We start from the raw sequence: 25,925 nt of genomic DNA on the forward strand, positions 1-25,925 counted from the left end.
TTGAGGTCGAGCCGGCCGACCGACATGACGCGGGGCATGTCCTCGGGCAGGTGGTCGAAGACCGTGTCGCGGCCCTTCTCGTCGGAGGCGGAGGTGACGAGGCCCTCGGGCTTGTAATAGAGCCAGAGCCGCGCCGGTTCGGGCGCCGCCAGCGGCTTGCCATCCACGGTGATCCGGTCGGCGGCGGTCACGTTCAGCGCCGGGCTGTCGATCACCTTGCCGTTCACCGCGACCTGGCCGATCTCGATCATCCGCTCGGCCTCGCGCCGCGAGGCGACACCTGCGCGGGAGAGGACTTTGGCGATGCGCTCGCCTTCGGGTTTGGTCGCTTCGGTCATGGAGGGTCCTGGACTGGAGGAGTTCCGACAGCGGAACGCGCCGGGGGTTTTCCACCCCCCGGGCCCCCGGAGGATATTTGTCCGAAGGCGAAAGGGCAAGGCGGCTTGATTTGACGGGGGTGTTTCGGCATCAGGGCGGGATGGACTTCCGCAGTCATATGGGTCTCGCGCTGGAGGAGGCGCGCGCCGCCGCCGCCCGCGGCGAGGTGCCGGTGGGGGCGGTGGTGGTGGGCCCCGACGGCGCGGTGCTGGCGCGGGCCGGCAACCGGACGCGGGAGATGCGCGACCCCACGGCCCATGCCGAGATGCTGGCGATCCGGGCGGCCTGCGGGATCTTCGGCGAGCGGCTGACCGGTTGCGACCTTTACGTGACGCTGGAGCCCTGCGCCATGTGCGCGGCGGCGATCGCGGCGGCGCGGATCGGGCGGCTGTATTACGGGGCGGGCGATCCGAAATCCGGCGGGGTGGCGCAGGGGGCGCGGGTCTTCGCCCATCCGCAATGCCATCATGTGCCGGAGGTCTATGACGGCATCGCCGGCGAGGCGGCGGCGGCGCTGTTGCGGGGGTTTTTTGCCGCGCGGCGCCAGGGTTGACTTGGGCCCGCGGCGCGGGCGTTCTGGCGTCAGACGCTCGGGGTGAAAGGGATGATCATGCGCGTGACTTGCGGATTTCTGGGTCTGGTGCTGCTGGGGTCCTGCGGCACGCCGGAGTATCGCGCCGAGCAGTCGCTGTGCCGGGCCGAGTGGCAGCAGAAGATCCCGCCGCGCTATGAACAGCAGCTTGTGGAGCGGGTGCGCTACGAGCAGCGCCCGACCGGGCAGACCAATTGCACCACGGTGGGCAACCAGACCAGTTGCCAGCAGGTGATGACCACCATCTCCATCCCCTATACGGCGGTGGAGACGGTGGATGTCCTGTCGTCGCGGCGCGACGTGCAGATCGAGGCCTGCACCGTGCGGGCCTGTGCCGCCCGCTACGGCAATCCGGAGTGCAAGACCGGCAGCTGAGGCGGGCGGCGCCGGTCAGACCTCGATCGGCTGCAGCACCTCGGGCTCGATCACCCGCGCCAGCGGCAGGGCGGCGCGCAGGGTGTCGGCGTTCTGCTCCAGCGCGGCGAAGGTGCGGTAGTGGCAGGGGATCAGCGTCTTGAAGTCGAAGTATTTCTTCGCGGCGAAGGCGGCGCGGTCCATGTCCATGGTGAAATGGCCGCCGCAGGACAGGATGCCGATGTCCGGCTTGTGGTATTCGCCCATCCAGCCCATGTCGGCCATGATGTCGGTATCGCCCGAGAGGTAGATCACGTGGTCTTCGCCGGCGATCATGAAGCCCGCCTCGGCGCCGGCATAGACCGGGCCGTTGTCGGAGCTGACCGAGGAGGAATGCACCGCGTTCACCATGGTGACCTTGGCGCCGTTCAGCGTGACGGTGCCGCCCTTGTTGAAGCCGATGCCCTCGACGCCGTGCTTTTCCTGCCACCAGCTGATCAGGTCATAGATGCCGACCAGCGGCGCGCCGAGTTCCTTGGACAGGGTGAGCGCGTCGCCGGCGTGGTCGCCGTGGCCGTGGGTCAGCAGGATATGGGTCGCGCCGGACAGCGCCTCGGCGCGGCGGTCCTGCGGGAACATCGGGTTGCCGGTGAGCCAGGGGTCCACCAGCAGAACGGCGTCCTCGATCTCGATGCGGAAGCTGGAATGGCCGAGCCAGGTGATTTTCATTTGCGTCCCTTGTGTTGCTTGTCGACTGTCTAGTCTAGGGCAGACGGGGGCGAGGTAAATGGGCTGGTTGCAGGCGGTGGACGGCTATTGCGAGCGGCTGGGGCCGGGATATTGGGCCGAGCCCGTGAATGCGCTGACCAATCTGGCCTTCGTGCTGGCGGCGATTCTCATGTGGCGGCGGGTGCGGGGGCTGCCGCTGGCGCGGGCGATGTGTCTGGTGCTGGGGGTGATCGGGGTCGGGTCCTGGCTGTTCCACACCCATGCCAACCGGCTGACCGGGCTGATGGACGTGCTGCCGATCCTCGGGTTCATCCTGCTCTATGTCTTCGCCGCGAGCCGCGACATGCTGGGCCTGCGCTTCTGGCAGGCGGGGCTCCTGACGCTGGGGGTCTTTCCCTGGACGGCGGCGCTCTTGCCCGTGTTCCGGCTGGTGCCGGGGATCGGGTCTTCGGCGGGCTATGCGCCGGTGCCGGTGCTGATCCTGCTTTATGCGCTGCTGCGGCGGCGGCGGGCGCCCCGAACGGCGCGGGGGCTGGCGATCGGCGCGGGGCTTTTGTGCCTGTCGCTGCTGGCGCGGTCGCTCGACGGGCCGCTCTGCGGGGCGCTGCCGGGGGGCACGCATTTCCTCTGGCATCTCATGAACGCCGCGATGCTCGGGTGGATGATCGAGGTTTACCGGCGGCACATGCTTGCAGCCTTCTCCCCTCGCGGATAAACGGGGCGAAACAAGCGGAGTCCTCCCATGTCCATCGACATCGATACCGCGCGCAAGGTGGCGCATCTGGCCCGTATCCGAGTGGAAGAGGCCGATCTTCCGGCCCTGGCGGGTGAGCTTTCCGGCATCCTGACCTTCATGGAGCAGCTGAACGAGGTCGACGTGGACGGCATCGAGCCGATGACCTCGGTCACGCCGATGCGGCTGAAGCGGCGGGCGGATGTGGTGACGGATGGCGACATCCAGGGCAAGGTGCTGGCCAATGCGCCGGATGCGCGGGAAGGCTTCTTTGCGGTGCCGAAGGTGGTGGAATGAACGCGAACGAGTTGACGATTGCGGCGGCGCGCGACGCGCTGCGCAAGGGCGAGCTGACGGCGGTCGATCTGACGATGTCCTGCCTCACGGCGATCGATGCGGGCGACCCGCTGAACGCCTTCGTGCACAAGACGCCGGAGATCGCGCTGGAGCAGGCGCGGGCGGCGGATGCGCGGCTGGCCTCGGGCGATGCGCCGGCGATGTGCGGCATCCCGCTGGGGATCAAGGATCTGTTCTGCACCAAGGGTGTCGCGTCGCAGGCGGCGTCGAACATCCTCAAGGGCTTCAAGCCCGAGTATGAGTCCACCGTGACGACGAAGCTGTTCGATGCGGGCGCGGTCATGCTGGGCAAGCTGAACATGGACGAATTCGCCATGGGCTCGTCGAACGAGACCTCCTGCTATGGCGATGTGGTCAACCCGTGGAAGGTGGACGAGCGCCGCCTGACGCCGGGCGGATCGTCGGGCGGGTCGGCCTCGGCCGTGGCGGCGGATCTGTGTCTTGGCGCCACCGGGACGGACACCGGCGGGTCGATCCGGCAGCCTGCGGCCTTCACCGGAATCGTCGGGATCAAGCCGACCTACGGGCGGGTCAGCCGCTGGGGCGTGGTGGCCTTTGCCTCCAGCCTCGATCAGGCGGGGCCGATGACGAAATCGGTGCGCGACGCGGCGATCTTCCTCGGCGCGATGAGCGGGCATGACCCCAAGGATTCGACCAGCGCCGAACTGGCGGTGCCGGATTTCGAGGCGGCGCTGACCGGCGACATCCGCGGCAAGAAGATCGGCATTCCGCGCGAATACCGCATGGACGGCATGCCGGACGAGATCGAGGCGCTCTGGGCCAAGGGCCGCGAGATGCTGAAGGATGCGGGGGCCGAGATCGTCGACATCAGCCTGCCGCATACCAAGTACGCGCTGCCGGCCTATTACGTCATCGCGCCCGCCGAGGCGTCGTCGAACCTCGCGCGCTATGACGGGGTGCGCTATGGCCACCGCGCCAGGCTGGCGCAGGGCGACGGCATCACCGAGATGTACGAGAAGACCCGCGCCGAGGGCTTCGGCAAGGAAGTGCAGCGCCGGGTGATGATCGGCACCTATGTGCTGTCGGCGGGCTTCTACGACGCTTATTACAACCGGGCGCGCAAGGTGCGGGCGCTGATCAAGCGCGACTTCGAGCTGGCTTTCGCCGACGGGATCGACGCGATCCTGACGCCGGCCACGCCGTCCTCGGCCTTCGGTCTGGGCGAGATGGCCAGCGCCGATCCGGTGCAGATGTATCTCAACGACGTGTTCACCGTGACGGTGAACCTCGCGGGTCTGCCGGGCGTTTCGGTGCCGGTCGGGCTCGATGCGAAAGGGCTGCCGCTGGGGCTGCAGCTGATCGGCCGGCCGTGGGAAGAGGGCGATCTGCTCAATCACGCCCATGTGCTTGAACAGGCGGCAGGCTTTGTGGCCAAGCCGTCGAAATGGTGGTAATGGCCGCCTTTGACCTTTGATCTAGCGGGATTCGTCTGATGCGTGCGCCCCTTGCCGTTCTGCTTGCCTCGAGCCTTGCCGCCTGCGCGCCGCCGGCGCCGCAATCCGGCGCCGAACTCGGCAGCTATGGCAGCTACATGCAGAGCCGCGAGGCGCAGCTGTCGGGCCAGTCCGGCCAGACCGGCGCCCCGCTGGGCGCTCCCCCGGCCCCGGTGTTCTCGACCGAGGCCATCGGCTCGGCGATCAACAACGCCGAGGGCGGCAATTTCTCCTCGGCCACGGCGACGCCCTATGCCGCGCCCTTGGAGGCCAACAGCGGCGCCCGCCCGCGCGGCAATGCGCCGATGGGCATCCGCGAGGAGATGGGCGAGATGCAGCCGAACCATGTCGGCATCTCGGACGAGAACGACTTCGCCGCCGTCTCGGCGCGCGAGACGATCCAGAGCGACGCCGAGCGCATCGCGCAGAACCGCGCGCAATACCAGGTGATCCCGCCGACGCCGCTGCCGCAGCGCAGCGGGACCGAGGGGCCGAACATCGTGCAATTCGCGCTCTCGACCAGCCATGCGCCGGGCACGCCGATGTACAAGCGCTCGTCGCTGCGGCTGACCAACCCCGGCGCCGCCTGCGCTGGCTTCGCCTCGCCCGATCTGGCGCAGGAGGCCTTCCTCGCCTCCGGCGGGCCGACCCGCGACCGCAAGGGTCTCGACCCGGATGGCGACGGCTATGCCTGCGGCTGGGATCCGCGCCCGTTCCGCAACTGAGGTGAGCCTGTCGCCCAATTGCGGGCCTCGGCGGGGCGGCGTGCTGCCCTCTCTCATCGTGCTGCATTACACGGCCATGAGCAGCTTCGAGGCGGCGCGCGAGCGGCTGTGCGACCCGGCGGCGGAGGTTTCGGCGCATTACCTGATATCCGAGCGCGGCGAGGTGCTGGCGCTGGTGCCGGAAGAGCTGCGCGCCTGGCATGCCGGGGCGGGCAGCTGGGGCGGGGCGGAGGATGTGAACTCGCGCTCCATCGGGATCGAGTTGGCCAACCGCGGGGCGGAGCCTTTTGCAGCAGCGCAGATGGCGGCGCTGGAGCGGCTGCTGCCCGAGATCATGGCGCGCTGGGCGATCCGGCCCGAGGGGATCATCGGCCATTCCGACATGGCGCCGGGGCGCAAGTCCGACCCCGGCCCGCGCTTCGACTGGCGCAGGCTGGCGCTGGCCGGGCTTTCGGTCTGGCCGGAGGCGGGCGAGACCGTTGGGGATTTCGAGACCTCGGCCAGGGCTTACGGCTATCCCGAGGTGGCGCCTGATCTGCTGTTGACCGCTTTCCGGCTGCGCTTCCGTCCCTGGGCGCGGGGGCCGCTCGATGCGGCGGATGCGGCGCTGGCCGCCGACCTCGCCCGGCGCTTTCCCGTTGACGGGGCGCGGGGGGCGGCGTAAGCCCGCCACGCGCGGATGGCCGGATGACCGCGAGCCGCAAGGCGCGAGGAAAGTCCGGACTCCATGAGGCAAGGGTGCCGGGTAACGCCCGGCCGGGGCAACCCGAGGGAAAGCGCCACAGAGAAGAGTCTGCCGTGGTGTCGGAGGTTCGCCTCCGGCGTCTTCCACGGTGAGGGTGAAACGGTGGGGTAAGAGCCCACCGCGGACCTGGCAACAGGGACGGCACGGCAAGCCCCACCCGGAGCAATGCCGAATAGGGGCCTCGCGCGGGCTGATCCGGCAACGGATATCGCCGCAGGGACGCTTCAGCCCAGAGGCCCGGGTTGGCAGCCAGATCCCGTCGGTAACGGCGGGGCCAGAGGAATGGTCATCGAAGGGAGGCGACTCCCGGAACAAAATCCGGCTTACAGGCCATCCGCGCATCTTCATTTTCGGCACTGTAAACGTTTTTCCGATCAACGGCTTGGGGGAACCCGCGCCGTTGATGTGCAGCAGGATGTGATGCGACCGGCCGGCGCATTGCCGGCTCGTGCTTTCGCCGCGACGAAACGCCTTGAAACGGGCGCCCGATGCAGCACGCGCCGATTGATCTCGCTCGCGGCGATTGGTAAGGAAAACTGACCGCTCCAGCGTAGAGGTGTTCCATGGCCGTCGTCACCTGCATCGAAGACCTGAAGCGGATGCACCGCCGTCGGGCCCCGAAGATGTTCTTCGATTACTGCGAGAGCGGCAGCTATACCGAGCAGACCTTCCGCGACAACTGTTCGGATTTCGCCTCGCTGCGGCTGCGGCAGAAGGTGGCGGTCGACATGTCGGGGCGGTCCACCGCCAGCGAGATGATCGGGCAGCCCGTGGCGATGCCGGTGGCGCTGGCGCCGGTGGGCATGACGGGCATGCAGGCGGCGGATGGCGAGATCAAGGCGGCGCGGGCGGCGGAGGCCTTCGGCGTGCCCTATACGCTGTCGACCATGTCGATCTGTTCGGTCGAGGATGTGGCGGCGCATACGACGAAGCCGTTCTGGTTCCAGCTTTACGTGATGAAGGACGAGGAGTTCGTCGACGGGATGATCGCCCGGGCCAAGGCCGCCAACTGCTCGGCGCTGGTGCTGACGCTGGATCTGCAGATCCTCGGCCAGCGGCACAAGGATCTGAAGAACGGGCTTTCGGCGCCGCCGAAGCTGACGCTGCCGGTGATGCTCGACCTCGCGACCAAATGGGGCTGGGGGCTGGAGATGCTGAAGACGAAGCGCCGGTCCTTCGGCAATATCGTCGGCCATGCCAAGGGGGTGGGCGATACCTCGAGCCTGATGAGCTGGACCTCGGAGCAGTTCGACCCGCATCTCGACTGGAGCAAGATCGCCCGGATCCGCGACCAGTGGGGCGGCAAGCTGATCCTGAAGGGGATCCTCGACGCCGATGACGCGCGGCTGGCGGCGGATTTCGGCGCCGATGCGATCGTGGTGTCGAACCACGGCGGACGGCAGCTCGATGGGGCGGTCTCGGCGATCCGCATGCTGCCCTCGATCGTGGCGGCGGTGGGCGACCGGATCGAGGTGCATATGGACAGCGGCATCCGCTCGGGTCAGGACGTGCTGAAGGCGCTCGCGCTGGGGGCGAAGGGCACCTATATCGGCCGGTCCTACATCTATGGGCTGGGCGCGATGGGGCAGGAGGGGGTTCGGCAGGCGCTGGAGGTGATCCGCAAGGAGCTCGACATCTCGATGGCGCTCTGCGGCGAGAAGAACGTGAAGGCGCTCCGGCGGGAGAACCTGCTGGTGCCGCGGGGGTTCGAGGGCGACTGGGCCTGAGGGCGGGGAAAATTCTTCTGCGAAGAATTTTCCCGTCAGGAAGGAGGCAATTCTTCTGCGAAGAATTGGGCAGGGCGGCGGGCCGTGTGCGTGGGGCTGGCCTGCGCCTGCCTCGGCAAGACGCCGGGATCAGCCGCGGCGGGCCATGAGCGGGGCGAGGATCAGCACGCTGAGGAGCGCCAGTGCGGCAAAGCCGAAGGCGGCGCGCAGGCCGAAGGCGCCGGCGATGAAGCCGAGGGTCGGCGGGCCGAAGAAATAGCCGAAATAGCCGAAGAGCGTGGCGCGGGCCACGGCGCGGGCCCGGGCCTCGGGGGCGGCGTTGCGGCCGACCATCGAGAAGGCCGTGGGGGCGATGACCGAGGCGCCGAGCCCCATGACGATGAAGCCGGCATAGGCCATCGGCGGGCTGACGGCCGAGGCGGCGATCACTGCGCCGAGACCGGCAGTGAGCGCGCCGCCGCGCAGCAGCTTCGCCGGGCTGATATGGGCGATGAGGCCCTGGCCGGCGAGCCGGGCAAGCCCCATGGTGATGGCGATGACCGCGGGGCCGAGGCTGCCCTGGGTGGGCGAGCCGCCGAGCGTGCGCTCGATATGCAGGGCCGACCAGGATTCGGCGGCGTTCTCCGACAGGAAGGCGATCATCACGATGGCGCCGCCGATCAGCGGGCCGAGCCCAAGGGCGCTGTGGGCGGCGCCGTTCTGCCGGGTGAGGCCGCGGATGGTGCCGTCGCGTTCGAAGGCGGCGAGGGCGATGAGGCCGGCGGTGAGGCCGGTGGCGACGAGGATCATGCCCGGGGTCCAGCCGGCGCCGCGGGCGAGGCCGGTGCCGAGCGCGGCTGCGGCATAGGTGAGCGAGTAGACCGCGTGGCAGAGGTTCATCAGATGCAGGCCGCGCTCGTTCTCCAAGACCGCCACGCGGGCGTTCATCAGCACGTCGAGCGTGCCGGTGGTGGCGCCGCAGGCGGCGAAGGCCAGGGCGAAGATCCAGAGCGTCGGGGAGAGGCCGGGGAGCAGGAAGGCCGCGGCCATGGCGAGGGTCGCCGCCGGCAGGGCGAGGCGGCCGAGCAGCGTGCCGGTATGGGGCGCGGCGAGCATGGCGCTGACGGCGGCGATCGGGGCGGCGAGCATCAGGAGGCCCAGTTGCGCCTCGGTCACGCCGAGCATCGCCTTGGTGTCGGGCAGGACGGCGGCGAAGCTGCCCCAGACGAGGCCCATCGCGGAGAAGGACGCGAGCGGGGCGCGCGCGATGCGGGCAGGGGCGAGGAGGGACATGGGAGACTCCGGTTGAGCCCCGGTCTAGCCGAGACTGCGACCGGGGTGAAGGACGGGAGCGGCGCGGCAGGGGCGGAATCCGGCCTGCGTGGCGGATTTCCTTCAGTGATTGCGGAAGGGGCGCGCGTTTGGCGCTTCCCTTGGGGGGGAATCTGCCCTATAGGCCCGTCTCGCGCGCCCATGCACCCTTGGAGGATGGGGCGCTTTACATATGGAGAACCTCAATGGCTGGTGAAATCCCGGATTTTCACGCCGAGGTACGGACGGGGACAGGCAAGGGGGCCGCTCGTCAAGCTCGTCGTGAGGGCTACGTACCCGGTATCGTTTATGGTGGTGGCGCAGAGCCGCTGTCCATCAACATCAAGTACAACACGCTGCTGAACCGGCTGAAGAAAGGCCGTTTCCTCCAGACCCTGTTCAACCTGAAGGTTGAAGGTCAGGAAGACGTGCGCGTGATCTGCCGCGGCGTCCAGCGCGACGTGGTGAAGGACCTGCCGACGCATGTCGACTTCATGCGCCTGCGCCGCACGAGCCGGGTGAACCTGTTCATCCACGTGACCTTCGAAAACCATGCCGACGCCCCCGGGCTGAAGCGTGGCGGCACGCTCACCGTGGTGCGCCCGGAAGTCGAGCTCGACGTGCTGGCCGGGGAAATCCCGGACCACATCACCGTCGACCTGACCGGCAAGAACATCGGCGATGTCATCCACATCCAGGATGTCGTGCTGCCGGAAGGCGTGGTTCCGACCATCGACCGGAACTTCGTGATCGCCAACATCTCGGCCCCGTCGGGGCTGCGGTCGGCGGACAATGAAGAGACCGCCGAAGAGGCCTGAGCCTTTTCGACAGGACGTTTCGGGGAACGCGGGGGCGAAGGCTCCCGCTTTTTTCATTTGCGGGGGCGGGCGCGCGCGTTAGGGTCGGCGGATGGACCGGAACGCGCTTTGCACTCTTTACCACGGCTACCTCGACTGCCTGAACCGGCAGGACTGGGCCGTGCTGGGACGGTTCGTGCATCCCGAGGTGCGGCACAACGGGCGGGCGCTGGGGCTGGCAGGGTATCTCGCGATGCTGGAGGGCGATTTCCGCGCCATTCCCGATCTCGTCTTCCGGATCGAGCTGCTGCTGGCCGACCCGCCGCAGGTGGCGAGCCGACTGGCCTTCGATTGCACCCCGGTCGGAGAGCTGTTCGGGCTGGCGGTGAACGGCAGGCGGGTGCGCTTTGCCGAGAACGTGTTCTACGCCTACCGCGACGGGCTGATCCATGACGTGCGCTCGGTCATCGACACCGGGGCCATCGCCGCGCAGCTGTGAGCTCAGGCGGCGATGTGCTGGACCGAGGCGAAGATCTCCAGCTCCGGCGGGCCGGCGTAGAGATCGGCATTGCCGCCCGCGCCGCGATGGGCGGTGCGGAAGGCCTCGGATTTGGTCCAGGCGGTGAAGGCCTCTTCCGACTCCCAGAGGGTGTGCGAGGCGTAGAGGGTGTGGTCCTCCTTCGACGGGCCGCGCATCAGGTGGAAGGAGACGAAGCCCGGCACCTGCGGCAACTGGCTGTCGCGGCTTTTCCAGACCGTCTCGAAGGCGGTCTCCTGCCCGGGTTTCACGCGGAAGCGGTTCATGGTGAGATACATCGCGGCATCCTTCGGCTGTGGGGAAGAGGGCGGGCGGAGGCTGGCCGCCGCACTGTGGCGCGCGCCTGAGGGCAAGGTCAAGACTTGCAGGGCAGGAGGGCCGCCCGTAGATAGCGCGGGCGGCTTTCACGGAACCTTTCACGGGGCCTTTCACGGAGCATCGGCATGAAACTCTTCGTCGGCCTCGGCAATCCCGGCGCGAAATATGCGGGCAACCGGCACAACATCGGCTTCATGGCGGTGGATGCCATCGCGGCGGATCACGGCTTCGGGCCGTGGAAGGCGCGGTTCCGCGGGCTGGTGAGCGAGGGGCGGCTGGGGGGCGAGCAGGTGATGCTGTTGAAGCCCGAGACTTTCATGAACCTTTCGGGCCAGGCGGTCGGCGAGGCGATGCGCTTCTACAAGCTGACGCCTGCCGATGTGATGGTGTTCCATGACGAGCTGGATCTGGCGCCGGGCAAGCTGAAGGTGAAGCAGGGCGGCGGCCATGCCGGGCACAACGGGCTGCGCTCGATGCATCAGCATATCGGCGAGGCTTACGGGCGGGTGCGGCTGGGGATCGGCCATCCGGGGCACAAGGATGCGGTGGCGAACTATGTGCTGAGCGATTTCGCCAAGGCCGAGCAGGGCTGGCTGGACGATCTGCTGCGCGGGATCTCCGACGGGGCAGTGCATCTGGCCGAGGGCGATGGCGCGCGGTTTCTGAACATGGTGGCGCTGCGGGTGGCGCCGCCGCGCAGCTCGACCGGGACGCGGCCGGAGGGCGGGGCGAAGCCGAAGCCGGAGGGCAGGGCGAAGCCGGACGCTGCGACCGGGGCGCCGGAGCCTGCCGCGGAGCCAGACACGCGCAATGCGTTGCAGCGGCTGGCGGATCGGTTCCGATGACCATGGCGCGGATTCACCTTACCGGCGCTTCCTGTACTGGCGTGAGCACGCTGGGGCGCGGCCTCGCAGCGGCGCTCGGGGTGGCGCTGGTCGATGTGGATGACCACTACTGGCTGCCGACCGATCCGCCCTTCACCACGAAACGCGCGCCCGCCGAGCGGCTGGCCTCGGTCCGGGCGGCGCTGCCGCCGGAGGGCTGGGTCATGGCCGGGTCGTTCCTCGGCTGGGGCGAGGCGCTGATCGAGGAGGTCTCGCTGGTGGTCTTCCTCACCGCGCCGGAGGAGGTGCGGATGGCGCGGCTGGCGCGGCGCGAGGCGGAGCGTTACGGCGCGCGGATCGCGCCGGGCGGCGACATGCACGCGGCGCATCTGGCTTTTGCCGAGTGGGCGCGGGGCTATGACCGGCCGGGGTTCGAGGGGCGGAGCCGCGCGCGGCACGAGGCCTGGCTGGCGGGGCTGAACCTGCCCGTGCTGCGGCTGGACGGGGCCGAGGCGACGGAGCGGCTGGTGGCGCAGGTCGAGGCGGCGCTGCGGCGCTGAGTCTCAGACGAACTGCTCGCGGATCAGCCGTTCCTCGAGCCCGTGGCCGGGATCGAAGAGGATGCGGTGGCGGATCTTGGGTTCGGAGCGGATTTCGACCGAGACCACGTCGCGCACCGAGCGGCCATCGGCATCGGCCATCACCGGGCGCTTTTCGGCGTCGAGCACGTCGAAACGCACCAGCGCCGTCTTGGGCAGGAGCGCGCCGCGCCAGCGCCGGGGGCGGAAGGCGGCCATGGCGGTGAGCGCCAGCACATCCGCCCCGATCGGCAGGATCGGGCCATGCGCGGAATAGTTGTAGGCGGTCGATCCGGCCGGGGTGGCGACCAGCGCGCCGTCGCAGACGAGTTCCGGCAGACGCACGCGGCCATCGACCGAGATCTGCAGCCAGGCCGCCTGCGGGCCGGCGCGCAGCAGCGAGACCTCGTTGATGGCGAGCCGGTGATGCACCTCGCCGCTGTCGGTGACGGCGGTCATCGCCAGCGGGTTGATGACCTCCTCCACAGCCTGCGCCACGCGGTCGGAGAGGCCGGTGGGCTGGTAGGCGTTCATCAGGAAGCCGACGGTGCCGCGGTTCATGCCGTAGACCGGGATGTCGAGGCTCTGCGTCTCGTGCAGGGTCTGGAGCATGAAGCCGTCGCCGCCGAGCGCCACGATGACATCGGCCTCGGGAAGCGGGCACTGGCCGTAGCGCGCCACCAGCTGCGCCAGAGCCTCCTGCGCGACGGGCGCGGGGCTGGCGGTGAAGGCGATGCGCAGATGCGCCATGAGGCAGTCTCCGTTAGGTTGGGCCCAGTCTTGGCGGGCGGGGCGGGCAAACTCAACCCCTGCCGTGGGCCGCGCGGGGCCGCCGCGCAAGCCGATTTCGCGCAAACCGGGCCATGCGTCGTTTTCTTGCCTTTCTGTGGCGCAAGGGATGCTCTAAATACCCCCAACCCCGCATCCGATCAGGAGACGCCCATGAACGCCCCGCACCGCGACGCCGGCTTTTTCACCGAAAGCCTGTCCTCCCGTGACCCCGAGCTCTATGCGACGATCACCGGTGAGCTCGGCCGTCAGCGCGACGAGATCGAGCTGATCGCCAGCGAGAACATCGTCAGCCGCGCCGTGATGGAGGCGCAGGGGTCGGTGATGACCAACAAATATGCCGAAGGCTATCCGGGCAAGCGCTATTACGGCGGCTGCGACTGGGTCGACGTGGCCGAGACGCTGGCGATCGAGCGGGCCAAGCAGCTGTTCGGCTGCGACTTCGCCAATGTTCAGCCGAACTCGGGCAGCCAGGCGAACCAAGGCGTGTTCCAGGCGCTGATCAAGCCGGGCGACACCATCCTCGGCATGGGGCTGGCTTCGGGCGGGCACCTGACGCATGGGGCGGCGCCGAACCAGTCGGGCAAGTGGTTCAACGCGATCCAGTATGGCGTGCGCCAGCAGGACAACCTGATCGACTACGATCAGGTGGAGGCGCTGGCCAAGGAGCACAAGCCGAAGCTGATCATCGCCGGCGGCTCGGCCATTCCGCGGCAGATCGACTTCGCCAGGTTCCGCGCCATCGCCGACATGGTGGGCGCCTATCTCATGGTGGACATGGCCCATTTTGCGGGTCTGGTGGCCGGTGGCCAGCATCCCTCGCCCTTCCCCCATGCCGATGTCGCGACCACTACGACGCACAAGACCCTGCGCGGGCCGCGCGGCGGGATGATCCTGACCAACAACGAGGAGATCGCCAAGAAGGTGAACTCCGCGATCTTCCCGGGCATCCAGGGCGGGCCGCTGATGCATGTGATCGCCGCCAAGGCCGTGGCCTTCGGCGAGGCGCTGCGTCCCGAGTTCAAGAGCTATGCCGCGCAGGTCGTGAAGAACGCGCAGGCGCTGGCCGACGAGCTGATGAAGGGCGGGCTCGACATCGTCACCGGCGGCACCGACACGCATGTGATGCTGGTGGACCTGCGCCCCAAGGGCGTGAAGGGCAATGCGACCGAGAAGGCGCTGGGCCGGGCGCATATCACCTGCAACAAGAACGGCATCCCCTTCGACCCGGAGAAGCCGATGGTGACGAGCGGCGTGCGTCTGGGCACCCCGGCGGGCACGACGCGCGGCTTCGGCGAGGCCGAGTTCCGCGAGATCGGCCGGCTGATCGTCGAGGTGGTCGACGGGCTGGCGGCCAATGGCGAAGAGGGCAATGCCGAGGTGGAAGCCGCGGTGAAGGCCAAGGTCGAGGCGCTCTGCGGCAAGTTCCCGCTGTATCCGACGCTGTGAGACCGGCAGGGCGCGGGGGTCAGCCTCCGCGCCCGCCTCAGAGATCGCCGCGCAGCTTCAGCACCGTGGCGAAGAGCCCGCCGACCACCAGCACGATGAGCAGGGTCGAGGCGGCGAAGTTCAGAAGGTACAGCCGCAGCCTCTCCCAGCGGTTCAGCCCGGACAGGTAGCGGACGCAGATGTCATAGGCGGTGGCAATCGCCGCGTGGTCGAGCTGCATCAGCAGCCGCGGGTTCTGCGCCATCACCGAGGCCTCTGAGAGCTTCTCGCCGGCGCGGCGCACCCGGCGGGGCAGGCGCTTGCCGCCGCGCTGCATCTTCTCGGGCAGGCCGCGGCCGCGGATGCGCAGCCGTTCCTCCATCAGCCCGGCCACGCGGGCGGCCATCTGCTGTATCGTCACTGCACTCATCTGCGCCTCGCTGCTTCGCCCGGAGATTAGGCGCAGGCCGGGGCTTCTTCAACCTGTCTGGCGGATCGACGGCCAAGCGGCTATCACCGGGACATGCTGACCACAGTGATCCACCCCGCCGAGCGGCCTTCGGGCCTTCCCCCGCTGCTGATCGCGCATGGCCTGTTCGGCTCGGCGCGGAACTGGGGGGTGATCGCCCGCCGGCTGGCCGACAGCCGCGACGTGTTGGCGGTGGACATGCGCAACCACGGCACGAGCCCCTGGTCGGAGGTGCACCGCTATCCCGAGATGGCCGCCGATCTGGCCGAGGTGATCGAGGCGCAGGGCGGGCTGGCGGATGTGGTCGGGCATTCAATGGGCGGCAAGGCGGCGATGATGCTGGCGCTGACGCGGCCGGAGCGGGTGCGGCGGCTGGTGGTGGCCGATATCGCGCCCGTGGGCTACGGCCATGACCAGCGCCAGCATATCGACACGATGGAGGCGCTGGACCTCGCCGGCGTCACCACGCGCGGCGAGGCGGACCGGCGGCTGGCGGCGCTGCTGGACGATGCGGCGCTGCGGGCGTTCTTCCTGCAGTCGCTGGATCTCAAGGCCGACCCGCCGCGCTGGCGGCTGAACCTGCCGGTGCTGCGGCAGGAGATGCCGCAGATCCTCGGCTGGCCCGAGGTGTCGGGGCAGTTCGAGGGGCCGGTGCTGTTCCTCAGCGGGGGCGAGTCGCGCTATGTGCTGCCGGAGCATCGCGAGACGATCCGCGGGCTGTTTCCGGCGGCGCGCTTTGCGAAGATCCCCGGAGCGGGGCATTGGCTGCATGCCGAGAAGCCGCGCGAGTTCGAGGAGACGCTGCGGGTCTTCCTGTCCTAGTCGCGCGGCAGGCGCATCCGCTCCATCAGCCCGTCGCGCAGCACGAATTTGTGCGCCAGCGCCCCCAGCACATGCACGCCGACCAGCGCGAGGATCAGAAGCTTCAGATCGGCATGCAGCGCCCCCGCGAGCGGGATGCCCTTGAACCAGGCGACGGCGCCGCTGACGGGCACGACGAAGAGCGCAAACAGCAGGAAGACCTGCGTCTCGGTCGCGACGAATTGCGCGAGGCTCTTCTCGCCGGTGTCGAGCGGCGAGATCGGGCCGGGGGCGCCATGGGTGAAGCGCAGCACGATGCGCCAGATCACGAGAATCCCGATTACCAAGCCGACCGCGACATGCAGCCAAGCGAGCAGGCTGAATCCCGGATCCTCGCCGCGCTGCTGCGCCTCCCATGTCCAGCGCATCGGCGCGTTGAACAGGAACTGGAAGACGACGAGCGCCGCGACGATCCAGTGCAGCCGGATCTGCATCGGCGAGAAGGCGGCGGGTCTGGCTTTGCGCATGACGGGTCCTTTCGCGCTGACGCGGAATCAGGCCAGCTTGCGCGCGATGATGGCGCTGACCGGCACGGCCAGCACGAAGCCAATTGCCGCAGCCAGCAGGATCGGCCGCAGGCTGTCATGGCCGGTGGTCAGGGCGATGACGATCCCGACGCCCATCAGCGTGGTCGAGATCATGGAAAACAGGATCATGGTCAGACGCAGCATGTCAGCCTCCGCAGGGTCTCTGCGCGCATCCTGCCCGAGGCGCCGGGCGGCGCGATTTGATGCGGATCAGGCGGAGGGGAAATTTTGCGTGCCGTTGTGGGGGGGCGGCAAAGCTGCGCCCATGGCAGGCTATGCGAGGGAAATCTGGTGGAGTCGAGGGGGATCGAACCCCTGACCTCGTCATTGCGAACGACGCGCTCTCCCAACTGAGCTACGACCCCAACGGGCTGCTATCTGGCCCAGCGGCGGGCGGATGTCAAGAGACTGCTGTGCGGGAGGGCAGGGGTTTTGCCCGGCCGGGGGGAGCCGGGCTCGGGGCCATCGAGGCCCCTCGCCCGGCGCTGCCGCGACAGGGTGGCTTCGGGCGCCGCGGTTTGCCGGCGCAGGTCTGCGGGGCCGGCTGCGGGCGCCTCCGGCGGGAGTATTTTCGCCAAGAAGAAACCCGGGGGTCAGACCGGATGGGGCGGGTCGCGCCCGTCGAAGAAGGCGGTGAGGTTGTCGAGCGCCATCATCCCCATGGCTTCGCGCACGTCGAGCGCAGCGGTGCCGAGATGCGGCAGGAGGGTGACGTTCTGCATTGCGGTCAGCGTTTCGGGCACGGTGGGTTCGTGTTCGTAGACGTCGAGGCCGGCGCCGGCGATGCGGCCCTGTTGCAGCGCCTCGATCAGCGCCGCCTCGTCGACGATGTCGCCGCGGGCGATGTTGATGAGCAGGGCGTGGGGCCGCATCCGGGCCAGCGCCGCCGCGTCGATTAGGTGATGCGTGGCGGGGGTGGCGGGGACGGCCACGACGACGATATCGGCGGCGAGCGTCTCGGCCAGATCGGTCTGGCGGGCGGGCAGGCCGGGGTCGACGACCGGGGAGCGGTTGAAGAAGCGCACCTCCATGCCGAAGCCATGGTGGCAGCGCCGGGCGATGGCCTTGCCGATCCGGCCCATGCCGATGATGCCGAGGCTGCGGCCTGTGACATGCATGCCGAGCATCTGCGTCGGGTGCCAGCCCTGCCATTGGCCGGAGCGCACCAGCCTCTCGCCCTCGCCGGCGCGGCGGGCGGTCATCAGGATCAGCGTGAGGGCGATGTCGGCGGTGGCGTCGGTGACGGCGCCGGGGGTGTTGGTGACGGCGAGCCCGGCGGCGCGGGCGGCGGCGATGTCGATATGGTTGGTGCCGACGCCGAAATTGGCGAGGATGCGCGCCTTGGGCGCGGGCACGTCGGCGAAGACCTCGGCGCGGAAGAGATCGCCCAGCGTCGGCAGCACCGCGTCATAGTGGAGCGCGGCGCGCAGTTCCGCCGGGGTGAGTGGCGTCGTCTCGGCCCGCAGCGTCACGTCGAAGCGGGCGCGGGCGGCCTCGATCACCTTCTCGGGCAGCGGGCGGGTGATGAGGAGCCGGGTCAAAACAGCCGCCCTCCATCGGGCACCGCATGGTCGGGGCCGATCAGCACCACCTCGCCATCGGCATCGGGCACGCCCAGCACCAGCACTTCGGAGAGCACCTTGCCGATCTGCCGGGGCGGGAAGTTCACCACCGCCAGCACCTGCCGCCCGATCAGCGTCTCGGGCGTGTAATGCCGGGTGATCTGCGCCGAGGAGCGTTTCTCGCCCAGATCGCCGCCGAAATCGACCCAGAGCTTGAAGGCGGGCTTGCGTGCCTCGGGGAAGGGTTCGGCGCGGGTGATGCGGCCGACGCGGATGTCGAGCTTGGCGAAATCGTCGTAAGTGATGCTCACTGGCCAAGCTCCCGTCCGCGGTCGGCGGCGGCCTTGACGGCGCGGCGCAGCAGGGGGGAAAAGCCAGTCTCCGGGTCCATCAGCACCTTCAGCGCGGCGGCCGTGGTGCCGCCGGGGGAGGTCACGTTGACGCGCAGCTGCTCGGCGCTGTCGGGGGCGCGGTGGGCGAGCTCTCCGGCGCCGGTCACCGTGGCGCGGGCGAGCTGCATGGCGAGCGCGGGCGGCAGGCCCTCGGCCTCGCCCGCGGCGGCCAGCGCCTCGATCAGGTGGAAGACATAGGCCGGGCCCGAGCCGGAGACGCCGGTCACCGCGTCGATCTGCGCCTCGGTCTCCAGCCGCACGGTCTGGCCGACGGCGGAAAGCAGCGTCTCGGCCAGCGCCAGCTGTTCGGCGCTGGCGTGGGCATTGCCGATCAGCGCGGTGATGCCGCGGCCCACGGCGGCGGGGGTGTTGGGCATGGCCCGGACGATCGGCGTCCCAGCGCCCAGCACGGATTCGTAATGCGCGATCGAGGTGCCCGCAGCCACCGACAGGAACAGCGTGCTGCCGTTGCCCAAGGCGGTGAGCGTCGGCAGCGCCTCGGCCATCATCTGCGGTTTCACCGCGATCAGCACGATGGCGGGAGAGGCGGGCAGGCCCTCGTTCAGCCGCAGCCCCTTGGCGGCGAGGCCGCGCAGCCAGTCGGAGGGATGCGGATCAGTGACCCAGACCGCCGACAAGGCCAGCCCGCGCGCCAGCCAGCCCTCGAGCAGGGCCGAGCCCATCTTGCCGCAGCCCAAGAGCCCCAGACCGCGGCGGTTCACCTCTGACAGTTCCATTCTTTCCCCCGGGACAGATCCGGGGCTCAGACTAGGCGCGGCCGTAAGCCTCTGCAATGGCGACATTCATGGCGTCGGCGGGGGTATGTTCGGCCCAGGCGACCATCTGGAAGGCGGGGTAGAACCGCTCCGCGGCCATCACCGCATTGCCGATCAGCCGGTCGATCTGCTCGGCGCCCGCGATCTGCCCGCCCGAGAGCAGGAGCCCGTAGCGCCAGACCATCAGCTTCTGCTCGGCCCAATAGGTGAAGGCGCCGGTCCAGACCATGTCGTTGCAGCGGTTCAGCACCTCGTAGAGCTCGCCCATCCGGTGCGTCGGCGGCTCCATCTCGAAGGTGCAGATCAGCCGCAGCGTCTCGTCCTGCGGCGACCAGGCGAGGGTGAGCGAATAGGTGCGCCACTGGCCCTCGACGGCCATGGCGATCTGGTCGTCGGTAAGCCGGTCGAATTCCCACTCGTTGTGCTCGGCCAGCGTCTCGACGATGTCGATCGGGTGGATCTCGGCGCCTGACAGGTAGTCTTCCGAAAGCGACATCGCCCATCCTCTCCATCATGCCCCCGGAGGGCAGTTATCCACAAGCAGCAGGGCCTCGGGCAAGCTGAGGCGTAAGGCTGGTTGAGGGCATACTATATGTGGTGGGGGCGGAGGGGAAGGTGGGAATGTGGTGGGTAGCGGGTGTAGCGGGACACTGAAATCGGCAGGACGGGTGTAGCGGGACACTGAAATCGGCAGGACGGGACACCAAAGTTGGCAGCAGCAGTTTTTCGAGGTCTAACGACTTGAGCGCTCGACCGGCGTGTTTTCCCTGCGGCAGATGAAGTCGTTAGTACCCTAGCTCAGGTCGCTCTAAGGGCCGCATCCTCTGAATCCCGCAGCGCGTCTGTGTCAGTACCAGTGCAACCTTCCTATGGCTCGCCGAACATTCTGCGCGGCAAATCGTACGCCGTCTGGGCTTCCACCTATAAAGCCTGCTTCCGCAAGCTCAGTCGAGAAGGCGACGGACTCGATCTGTGTCAATACTCGATCAGTTGGCCACCGACTCCAGCCCATCCGTCCCCATACGGGTAGCCGGATGTACGACTGACCGAAGCCCTGTGGCTTGGCGAGCTCCTCTTCGAGTTCCTTTACGCTATAGTGTTCTAGGGCGAATATCGCAGGGAGCACTTCACTAAGAAGGTGTAACGTAGCAAAGTCTGGTAAGCTCCCCAGAAAAGTCCGATGAGAGCTGTCGAAAAGTTCGTATATATGGTCAGAAAACGGCGTATGTCTGTTTTCAAGGCCAGGCAAGAGTGACCATATTGCTTTGTCACTTCCCCTCCATCCTAAAGGCGACAAGTCGTCCAAGAAGGTTTCGGTGTGGTGGCGGTCGCAGGGAAGTTCGTTCTTCCAGAAGCTTCGAAGCTCTTTCCATCTCGAATTTTTTATCAAGCCCAGTATGCAGGCGTGACTCATTAGAGCCGGAATGTAGCCGCGCAGATTGAGGAGCACCACCATGCCATTGCGATCTGCTTGAAGAGCAGCCCACAGCGTCTTTATTGCATTCGCGATGGTTCTTATTTGTTCTTCATCGCCCCACACACCGGTCAGACCGCTGATCTTAACGAGACCTTCCCCAGCGGACTCGTGCAATCTAATGCGCTGCATTACAGTTTCGGAACTTACCGCGCCCTGACAGGAAAAGTCTTCATCGTTTGAACGATCTATGACTTTCCACACTTCTTGATCGACCAAATCAGAGAACTTTATGCGATATTCAGTGCGGCTCATGTAGCGCTTCGCTCTTTCAAGCAGTAAAGCGGTCTCTGCAGGATTCTGTCTCTGTGTCTCGCGTATTGTCGTAATTTGATCTGCCAGAGTAGTAAAAAAGGCGTCAGCGCTTTCTATCTTTATCTCCATGCCTTTTCTGCTATTGCAAAGTTCGCGGCCATTGGGACCCAGTTCGCCGCGAGAAGCCCAAAACAGTGGGTAACGCCGGTTAGGGGCCCGCAGAATCGCCGATCGCAGCGCGTGGTCCCATTCCCCTGACCATCCGCAGACGATAAGGCCATAGTCGTCGAGGATTCGATCGAGGACAGCGTTGTATTCAGCGGGATAGGCGGATAGCTCCTCTTCAGTGTTGAGAATTCTCGCGTCCTTATAGTCTCCGTGAATTTTTAGAATGTAACATCCTGTATGGGCCAAGGGTTCTGCACCGCGCAGTGCATCTGAAGAGCTAACAATTGTGGGCTCAACTCCGACCTCACGGAGCGCATTTTCCAGAAGTCGATCAAAGTTGGTCGTTATGATGACGCGGATAAATCCATCGCGCACTAACTGAGCAATTGCCTTGTGTGCTGCTGTGGGTGTTTTCCTTCCTTCTTCTCGATCTGAAGCGCTCGGCTCAATATAGCCGTGTAAAATCGAGCGCCTTTCGTCTGGCGTACTGGCAATTTCTCCGAGAATTTGCGAATAGTCGGGCTCTTGTTTGTATGTTTCGTGATACCACTTGTGCCAGTCGGATTGCTCCTCCACGCCTTGCGCTACTGCTATGCGCCGCACCAAGTCTGATGTTATTTCCCAGCCGGTGGGGATTTCTGCAGAGCGCGATAGTCCCGACCCAAGCAAGAGCGCAAATACCCCCTTATTTTCGTGAATAGAGAATGCAATCTTCGTTGCGGGATCCGCTAGCGTACTCACATTGAGGTCCTTGTGTATGGGGTGGCGACGATTAGCGCGATTGGTAGGGGGTGCGGCTGCGGTGAACCTGGCAATCAAAGCCATTCGTGTAAAGCAGTTGCTTTACGATCTCGTCGGGAGTTTTGTTGGTTGGCCCAAGCGTTACTGCTGTCAGTGATGATGGGGGGAAGTCAAGTCGAAGAAAGGGAGAGATAACGTTCCGCAATTCTCGATACTCAAGGCCCGAAATTTCCTGGGGAGGGCATACACTTAAGATGCGCCATTCTTTTTCTTCGGAAAAGCTCCCGTCCTTAAATAAAAACAGTTTTGTCACAGCCTCGCGTTTTAGGGAGCGTGATTCAATAGAGTTGTCAATGGACATACTTCCTGTCCCATTTGACTCAGCGTAGGATTGAGCATCTTTCCGAAATGCCTGATAGAGGTCTGAAAAGGCTGCTTGTAAGAAGCTTCGATCTGACTGACCGTATCTCACTCTATCGAGCAGAGCTTTCCCGTCTCTATTTTCTCTGGAAATTCTTGAGAGGCTGTGTGTTCTGAAAGTCAATGAGAACCCTGCACCGTCAGCTGCATACCCTCGCCACTGACTGAGCAAATCCCTTTCTTCGGAAAAGCAGGCTCCAAGCGCTACGTGGTCCCGCATTGAGGCTATCGCAGCTTCCTTTGCTCCCCTTCTTTCGTACGTGAGGTTATGGTTCTTTGTTTGATATGCGTTGAGCCACTGCTGTAGACACCAAATGCCCTCAGCATGGTCGTTAGACTGTGTGAGGGATGTTAGCCAAAACTGTTTGCGCAAAACTATCGAAAGAAAAGTTGAGGGCGAGCAGTAATGGTGAAGTTGTTCCGGCTCGACCGCACTCATCTTGTCATCTCAGTGGTCTCTGATAATTGCACGAGCGACTGGTTCTCAGGTGCTTCAAACCCAATCCTCCAGTGAACTTTATCATCCTAGCCATGCTCGCCTCGGCGGGGCAAGAACAATAAGCGATAGTTTTCTCACTCATTATGGCGCATATACTGTGCCTTTACTCCCTATCCTTCCTCCCCCGGAACGCGGTCACCAGCCCGGCCCCGCTGAGCTGGTGCGTCACCCGCTCCAAGTGCCACTCGCCCACCAGTTCCGGCCGAAGCCCCGCCACCTTCACCGAGGCCCCGCCCATCAGCCGCGGCTCGAAGCCGGCCAGCGTCGCCTCCAGCGTCATGGCGCTGCGGCCCGCGCCCGAGAGCACCGCCTCCGCCGCCCGCATCGCCTCGTCCTTCGTCGCATGCACATGGCGGATCTTCTTCACCGGGGTTCCAGAGCCGACCTTCACCTTGTGCGTCACCCCGCTGCCGGTCTCGATCCATTCGGCCTCGGCCGCGCGATAGACGCTGCGGCCCTCGAATGACCAGGACCAGTCGGAGAAGCGATGCCGTGGGATCTCGGGCGGGGTGAGGGCGTCGCCGGCGGCGGTCCTGCCCTCGCCGCGGCGCTGGACGAGGAGCGCGCCGCCGGCCGGCTTGGCGGTGGCGTCGAGCGTGGCGGCGATCCGGCTCAGGAAGTGCAGGTTCGATTCGGCCGTCTGGGCGATGTAGTCCCAGCGCTTGCTGGCCACGCTCTCGCCGACGACCGGCTTCAGCCCGGCCTCGCCTGCTATCGTGCTGACGATCTGGGCCAAGGTCTTGCCCTCCCATGCCCGGGTCCTCGGGGCGCGGATCTCGCCTTTCATGTCGGCGGCGGTGGCGGTGATCCGCATGGTCTGCGAGGGGCCGGCGCCGGAGACGCCGTCGACGGCGTAGACGCCCATGAAGCTCAGCGGCTGGCCTTTCCAGCCGAGCGAGACCTCCAGCCTGGCGTCGATGTCGGGGAAGGCGAGGCGGCTGTCGCGGTCGTCGAGCTCCAGCTCCAGCCGGTCGGATTTCGAGCCGTCCTCGTCGGTGATCACCAGGCTCAGCAGCCGGTCGGCGATGCGGGCGGTGGCGTCCTCGCCGGCCACCGTGATGCGGAAGGCCGGGATCATGTGCGGCCCCAGAGGCGGATCGCGCCCGTGGCGACCGTAGCGGTGACGGCCGGCAGGGTGATCAGGATCCCGGCCGGGTAGACCGGCCCGAGATCCGCCAGATGCGGGTTGGCCTCCAGCACCGCCGGCACATGCGCCTCGGAGCCGAGCTCGGCCTTGCAGATCGCGTCCAGCACGTCGCCGTCGATTGTCCTGTAGCTCGTCATGCCAGATCCATGCCGTAGGCCGTCAGGCCGATGGTGAACTCGATCTTGCGGGGCGCGCCGTCGGCCAGGAACAGCGATTTGCGCTCCTCGACGGCGGTGATCACCCAGCGCTCCCAGACCCAGCCGAGGCCGTCGACCAGGATCTGCGGCTGGCCGAGGTTGGCGACCTGACGCATCAGCTCGATCTGCCGCAAACCGCCCTTGAAGTGCGGATAAATCACCCCTTCAAGGCTGATCTCGTCGGCCCCGGGGCCGAGGTATTGCAGGGCGGGGGCGCGACCCAAGCGGTCCTGCTGCTCCCAGCGCCAGGAGGCCGAGCGGGTGAAGCTCTGGTAGCTTGCCCGGTTCACGCCGAAGCGGAAAGCCCCGAGCGCCATCATCACGAGGCTCAGGCCGAGGTCAGGCATAGTCGCCTCCGTCGTTCAGGGCGAAGCCGGTCTCGCGCGCCATCGCCGCCAGTTCCTTTCTGACGGCGCGGGCGACATCGGCCGGCGACATGCCCGGCGCGGCGTTGATGGTGATGCCGCCGACCGAGATCCGCGGGGCGGCGGGGGCGGCGGCTCCGCGGAGCTGGCGGGTGGAGATCACCTGGCCGTCGGTGCGCGGCACGAAGAGCTCGCGGCCCTCCTCCCGCCAGCGGTAGAGCTGGCCGGCGCGCACCGGCCCGCCAAGGGCGCGGCCCGGCGGGGCAGGGTCACCGCCTGCAGCCGGCGCGGCCGGGCTGGCCACCATCCCCGACAGCCATTCCGGCATCATGGCGCTGAGTTGCGCCTTCACCCATTCCGCCATCTGGCCGATCTTCGAGCGGATGCCGTTCCAGAGGCTCTGAATCATGGCCACGCCCGCGTCATAGAGATCAATGCTGAAGGCGTTCTCGATCATCTCGCTGATCCAGCCGAGATCCCAGCCGGTCAGGTATTCGGTGAAGTTCACCGCGCCCTCGAGCATGAGCCGGAACGGGTTCATCTCCGAGATCCAGGTGAGCGCGCCGCGGATCAGGCCCTCCTCGAAGGCGTCGCGCACCCGGTCGATCTTGCCGCGGAAGTAGGCGACGAAGCCGTCCCAGTTTTGGTAGATCACATAGGCCGCGCCGGCGATGGCGGCGATCACCAGCAGGATCGGGTTGGCGAGCATGGCGCGGCCGGCGAGCAGCAGCGCGCGGCCGACGAAGAGCACCGCCCGGGCGACGAAGCCCAGCACCGCGCCCAGGGCCGAGGCCACGGCGGTGAGGATGCGCCAGGCGGCGGTGACGGGCGTGATCAGGAGCCGGATCAGCCCAAGGGCAGCCAGCACGGCCCCGAGGCCCATCATGAGCCGCGGATGCGCGGCCGACCATTCGGTGGTCGCCCGCACGATGCGGCCGACCGCCTCGCCCGTGGCGCGGCCCCAGCGGATCCAGCTCTCGCCGCTCTCATCGACCGGGCCGGTCAGACGCTGCACCCAAGCCCAGAGCCCCTCGATCCGCGCGACCACGCGGTCGAGAATCGGCGCGGCCGGCCCCATGGCGGAGCGGAAGGCCGCGCCGAAGCTGCGGAAGAAGGCGGTGAGCCCCGACCAGTTGCGCCAGATCCAGAGCCCGGCGACGGCAAGGGCGGAGACCGCGGCGAGGAGGCCCATGCCGATCCAGGCCAGCGCCGCGGTGCGGACGAGGTTCATCGGCGCGAGCATCGACAAGATGCCCCAGCCGGCCTGCAGCGCGCCGAGCGCCATGGTCCCGAGGCCGGCGGCGAGCCCCAGCACTGTCCCGTGCATCGCCACGCCGAGGACGATCCAGCCGGCGACATCCCAGCCGCCCAGGGTCTCGACGACGCGCTGCACCACCGGCGCAACCGCCTGCCAGACCTCCACCGCGCGCAGGCCAAAATCCCAGATCGCGGTCAGCACCCGCAGGATCAGCCCGGCGAGCTTGTCGGCCCAGAGCTGCATGCTGCCGTCGGCGACCATGGCGTCGAGCGTCGCCAGGATCTCCTGCAGCCGGGTCTTCAGCCAGTCGAAGAGCCCGCTGCCCATCACCATGCGCTGGAAGCGGGTCCACTGGTCGGAGATGTTCGACATGATGCCCGACCAGGTCCCTGCCATGCCGGCCGAGGCCCCGGCGTTGGCCTCGCCGAGCGCGTCGATCAGGAGCTGGATCTCCTTGC

General features: G+C 67.2%; 32 protein-coding genes, 1 tRNA gene and 1 other RNA gene. 15 read left to right on the forward strand and 19 right to left on the reverse strand.

What is annotated here, in order from left to right; translation table 11 throughout:
• A partial coding sequence (locus C5F48_RS12795; protein ID WP_146170594.1) for a S4 domain-containing protein occupies nt 1-338 on the reverse strand: 338 nt, incomplete at its 3' end.
• Nucleotides 339-478: 140 nt separating this feature from the next.
• On the opposite strand from C5F48_RS12795, the gene C5F48_RS12800 reads away from it, so the two are divergent.
• The gene (locus C5F48_RS12800) at nt 479-931 is read left to right on the forward strand and encodes a nucleoside deaminase (RefSeq protein WP_107664298.1); all 453 of its coding nucleotides are present in this window, start codon (nt 479-481) and stop codon (nt 929-931) included.
• Nucleotides 932-988: 57 nt separating this feature from the next.
• The gene (locus C5F48_RS12805; protein ID WP_136793118.1) at nt 989-1,345 is read left to right on the forward strand and encodes a hypothetical protein; all 357 of its coding nucleotides are present in this window, start codon (nt 989-991) and stop codon (nt 1,343-1,345) included.
• A 15-nt stretch (nt 1,346-1,360) separates the two neighbouring features.
• Here the strand turns inward: C5F48_RS12805 and C5F48_RS12810 are convergent, their stop codons facing one another.
• Complete coding sequence (locus C5F48_RS12810) at nt 1,361-2,053, reverse strand: metal-dependent hydrolase (protein WP_107664300.1); 693 nt, start codon at nt 2,051-2,053, stop codon at nt 1,361-1,363.
• Between the two features lie 58 nt (nt 2,054-2,111).
• Between C5F48_RS12810 and C5F48_RS12815 the strand changes: the two genes are divergently transcribed.
• The 7 genes from C5F48_RS12815 to C5F48_RS12845 all read left to right on the forward strand — a co-directional run bounded on the left by C5F48_RS12815 (nt 2,112) and on the right by C5F48_RS12845 (nt 7,794).
• Nucleotides 2,112-2,768, forward strand: a complete 657-nt coding sequence (locus C5F48_RS12815) for a ceramidase domain-containing protein (protein ID WP_107664301.1) — start codon at nt 2,112-2,114, stop codon at nt 2,766-2,768.
• A gap of 27 nt (nt 2,769-2,795) precedes the next feature.
• On the forward strand, nt 2,796-3,083 hold the full coding sequence (gatC, locus tag C5F48_RS12820) for an Asp-tRNA(Asn)/Glu-tRNA(Gln) amidotransferase subunit GatC (protein ID WP_107664302.1): 288 nt from the start codon (nt 2,796-2,798) through the stop codon (nt 3,081-3,083).
• Nucleotides 3,080-4,558, forward strand: a complete 1,479-nt coding sequence (gene gatA, locus C5F48_RS12825) for an Asp-tRNA(Asn)/Glu-tRNA(Gln) amidotransferase subunit GatA (RefSeq protein WP_107664303.1) — start codon at nt 3,080-3,082, stop codon at nt 4,556-4,558. The genes gatC and gatA overlap by 4 nt, the downstream gene beginning before the upstream one ends.
• 38 nt (nt 4,559-4,596) lie before the next feature.
• Nucleotides 4,597-5,322: a hypothetical protein gene (locus tag C5F48_RS12830; RefSeq protein WP_107664304.1), complete on the forward strand. Its 726-nt coding sequence runs from the start codon at nt 4,597-4,599 to the stop codon at nt 5,320-5,322.
• 1 nt (nt 5,323) lies between these two features.
• Nucleotides 5,324-5,986 (forward strand): N-acetylmuramoyl-L-alanine amidase, encoded by a 663-nt coding sequence (locus tag C5F48_RS12835; RefSeq protein WP_107664305.1) that lies wholly within the window; start codon nt 5,324-5,326, stop codon nt 5,984-5,986.
• An 11-nt stretch (nt 5,987-5,997) separates the two neighbouring features.
• Nucleotides 5,998-6,409, forward strand: an RNA gene (gene rnpB, locus C5F48_RS12840) — RNase P RNA component class A.
• A gap of 221 nt (nt 6,410-6,630) precedes the next feature.
• Nucleotides 6,631-7,794 (forward strand): alpha-hydroxy acid oxidase, encoded by a 1,164-nt coding sequence (locus C5F48_RS12845; RefSeq protein WP_107664306.1) that lies wholly within the window; start codon nt 6,631-6,633, stop codon nt 7,792-7,794.
• A gap of 129 nt (nt 7,795-7,923) precedes the next feature.
• Here the strand turns inward: C5F48_RS12845 and C5F48_RS12850 are convergent, their stop codons facing one another.
• Nucleotides 7,924-9,066 carry an MFS transporter gene (locus C5F48_RS12850; RefSeq protein ID WP_107664307.1) on the reverse strand — a complete coding sequence of 381 codons (1,143 nt, stop codon included), beginning with the start codon at nt 9,064-9,066 and terminating at the stop codon, nt 7,924-7,926.
• A 224-nt stretch (nt 9,067-9,290) separates the two neighbouring features.
• Between C5F48_RS12850 and C5F48_RS12855 the strand changes: the two genes are divergently transcribed.
• Both C5F48_RS12855 and C5F48_RS12860 read left to right on the forward strand, forming a co-directional pair.
• Nucleotides 9,291-9,902 carry a 50S ribosomal protein L25/general stress protein Ctc gene (locus C5F48_RS12855; protein ID WP_107664308.1) on the forward strand — a complete coding sequence of 204 codons (612 nt, stop codon included), beginning with the start codon at nt 9,291-9,293 and terminating at the stop codon, nt 9,900-9,902.
• A 91-nt stretch (nt 9,903-9,993) separates the two neighbouring features.
• Nucleotides 9,994-10,380 (forward strand): ester cyclase, encoded by a 387-nt coding sequence (locus tag C5F48_RS12860; protein ID WP_107664309.1) that lies wholly within the window; start codon nt 9,994-9,996, stop codon nt 10,378-10,380.
• Between the two features lie 2 nt (nt 10,381-10,382).
• Here C5F48_RS12860 and hmuQ read toward each other — a convergent pair whose 3' ends face one another.
• Nucleotides 10,383-10,697 (reverse strand): heme-degrading protein HmuQ, encoded by a 315-nt coding sequence (gene hmuQ, locus C5F48_RS12865; RefSeq protein WP_107664310.1) that lies wholly within the window; start codon nt 10,695-10,697, stop codon nt 10,383-10,385.
• A 165-nt stretch (nt 10,698-10,862) separates the two neighbouring features.
• Here hmuQ and pth point away from each other — a divergent pair, with 165 nt between their 5' ends.
• Both pth and C5F48_RS12875 read left to right on the forward strand, forming a co-directional pair.
• Nucleotides 10,863-11,582 (forward strand): aminoacyl-tRNA hydrolase, encoded by a 720-nt coding sequence (gene pth / locus C5F48_RS12870; protein ID WP_107664311.1) that lies wholly within the window; start codon nt 10,863-10,865, stop codon nt 11,580-11,582.
• A gap of 2 nt (nt 11,583-11,584) precedes the next feature.
• Nucleotides 11,585-12,121 carry an AAA family ATPase gene (locus tag C5F48_RS12875; RefSeq protein WP_107664328.1) on the forward strand — a complete coding sequence of 179 codons (537 nt, stop codon included), beginning with the start codon at nt 11,585-11,587 and terminating at the stop codon, nt 12,119-12,121.
• Nucleotides 12,122-12,124: 3 nt separating this feature from the next.
• On the opposite strand, the gene C5F48_RS12880 is transcribed toward C5F48_RS12875, so the two are convergent.
• On the reverse strand, nt 12,125-12,889 hold the full coding sequence (locus C5F48_RS12880) for an NAD kinase (RefSeq protein ID WP_107664312.1): 765 nt from the start codon (nt 12,887-12,889) through the stop codon (nt 12,125-12,127).
• Nucleotides 12,890-13,081: 192 nt separating this feature from the next.
• Between C5F48_RS12880 and glyA the strand changes: the two genes are divergently transcribed.
• On the forward strand, nt 13,082-14,377 hold the full coding sequence (glyA, locus tag C5F48_RS12885; RefSeq protein ID WP_107664313.1) for a serine hydroxymethyltransferase: 1,296 nt from the start codon (nt 13,082-13,084) through the stop codon (nt 14,375-14,377).
• Nucleotides 14,378-14,414: 37 nt separating this feature from the next.
• Here glyA and C5F48_RS12890 read toward each other — a convergent pair whose 3' ends face one another.
• A complete protein-coding gene (locus C5F48_RS12890; RefSeq protein WP_136794018.1) occupies nt 14,415-14,786 on the reverse strand; it encodes a hypothetical protein in 372 nt (123 codons plus the stop codon).
• Between the two features lie 93 nt (nt 14,787-14,879).
• Between C5F48_RS12890 and C5F48_RS12895 the strand changes: the two genes are divergently transcribed.
• Nucleotides 14,880-15,647, forward strand: a complete 768-nt coding sequence (locus C5F48_RS12895) for an alpha/beta fold hydrolase (RefSeq protein ID WP_107664315.1) — start codon at nt 14,880-14,882, stop codon at nt 15,645-15,647.
• Here the strand turns inward: C5F48_RS12895 and C5F48_RS12900 are convergent.
• The 13 genes from C5F48_RS12900 to C5F48_RS25180 all read right to left on the reverse strand — a co-directional run.
• Complete coding sequence (locus C5F48_RS12900) at nt 15,644-16,153, reverse strand: cytochrome b (RefSeq protein ID WP_107664316.1); 510 nt, start codon at nt 16,151-16,153, stop codon at nt 15,644-15,646. The genes C5F48_RS12895 and C5F48_RS12900 overlap by 4 nt on opposite strands.
• A gap of 27 nt (nt 16,154-16,180) precedes the next feature.
• Nucleotides 16,181-16,357, reverse strand: coding sequence for a CTP synthetase (locus tag C5F48_RS12905; RefSeq protein ID WP_107664317.1), 177 nt, complete (start codon nt 16,355-16,357; stop codon nt 16,181-16,183).
• 145 nt (nt 16,358-16,502) lie between these two features.
• Nucleotides 16,503-16,578 (reverse strand) — tRNA-Ala (locus C5F48_RS12910).
• A 228-nt stretch (nt 16,579-16,806) separates the two neighbouring features.
• A complete protein-coding gene (locus C5F48_RS12915) occupies nt 16,807-17,754 on the reverse strand; it encodes a 2-hydroxyacid dehydrogenase (protein ID WP_107664318.1) in 948 nt (315 codons plus the stop codon).
• Nucleotides 17,751-18,086, reverse strand: coding sequence for a tRNA-binding protein (locus tag C5F48_RS12920; protein ID WP_107664319.1), 336 nt, complete (start codon nt 18,084-18,086; stop codon nt 17,751-17,753). Before C5F48_RS12920 ends, C5F48_RS12915 begins: the two co-directional genes overlap by 4 nt.
• Nucleotides 18,083-18,904, reverse strand: a complete 822-nt coding sequence (gene proC, locus C5F48_RS12925; RefSeq protein WP_107664320.1) for a pyrroline-5-carboxylate reductase — start codon at nt 18,902-18,904, stop codon at nt 18,083-18,085. The genes C5F48_RS12920 and proC overlap by 4 nt, the downstream gene beginning before the upstream one ends.
• A gap of 31 nt (nt 18,905-18,935) precedes the next feature.
• Nucleotides 18,936-19,439, reverse strand: a complete 504-nt coding sequence (locus C5F48_RS12930; protein ID WP_107664321.1) for a type III secretion system chaperone family protein — start codon at nt 19,437-19,439, stop codon at nt 18,936-18,938.
• A gap of 351 nt (nt 19,440-19,790) precedes the next feature.
• The gene (locus tag C5F48_RS12935; protein WP_170139698.1) at nt 19,791-21,581 is read right to left on the reverse strand and encodes an SIR2 family protein; all 1,791 of its coding nucleotides are present in this window, start codon (nt 21,579-21,581) and stop codon (nt 19,791-19,793) included.
• 31 nt (nt 21,582-21,612) lie between these two features.
• Nucleotides 21,613-22,440 carry a DUF2971 domain-containing protein gene (locus C5F48_RS26435; protein ID WP_107664323.1) on the reverse strand — a complete coding sequence of 276 codons (828 nt, stop codon included), beginning with the start codon at nt 22,438-22,440 and terminating at the stop codon, nt 21,613-21,615.
• 163 nt (nt 22,441-22,603) lie between these two features.
• Nucleotides 22,604-23,578 carry a phage late control D family protein gene (locus C5F48_RS12945; RefSeq protein WP_107664324.1) on the reverse strand — a complete coding sequence of 325 codons (975 nt, stop codon included), beginning with the start codon at nt 23,576-23,578 and terminating at the stop codon, nt 22,604-22,606.
• Nucleotides 23,575-23,784, reverse strand: a complete 210-nt coding sequence (locus C5F48_RS12950) for a tail protein X (RefSeq protein ID WP_107664325.1) — start codon at nt 23,782-23,784, stop codon at nt 23,575-23,577. The genes C5F48_RS12945 and C5F48_RS12950 overlap by 4 nt, the downstream gene beginning before the upstream one ends.
• Entirely contained in the window at nt 23,781-24,191 is a 411-nt protein-coding gene (locus C5F48_RS12955; RefSeq protein ID WP_107664326.1) for a phage tail protein, read from the reverse strand. The genes C5F48_RS12950 and C5F48_RS12955 overlap by 4 nt, the downstream gene beginning before the upstream one ends.
• Nucleotides 24,184-25,925: tape measure protein (locus C5F48_RS25180; protein WP_107664327.1), on the reverse strand; the 1,742-nt coding region annotated here is incomplete at its 5' end. The genes C5F48_RS12955 and C5F48_RS25180, both read right to left, overlap by 8 nt.

The organism is Cereibacter changlensis JA139, assembly GCF_003034985.1.
Taxonomy (GTDB): Bacteria; Pseudomonadota; Alphaproteobacteria; order Rhodobacterales; family Rhodobacteraceae; genus Cereibacter; species Cereibacter changlensis.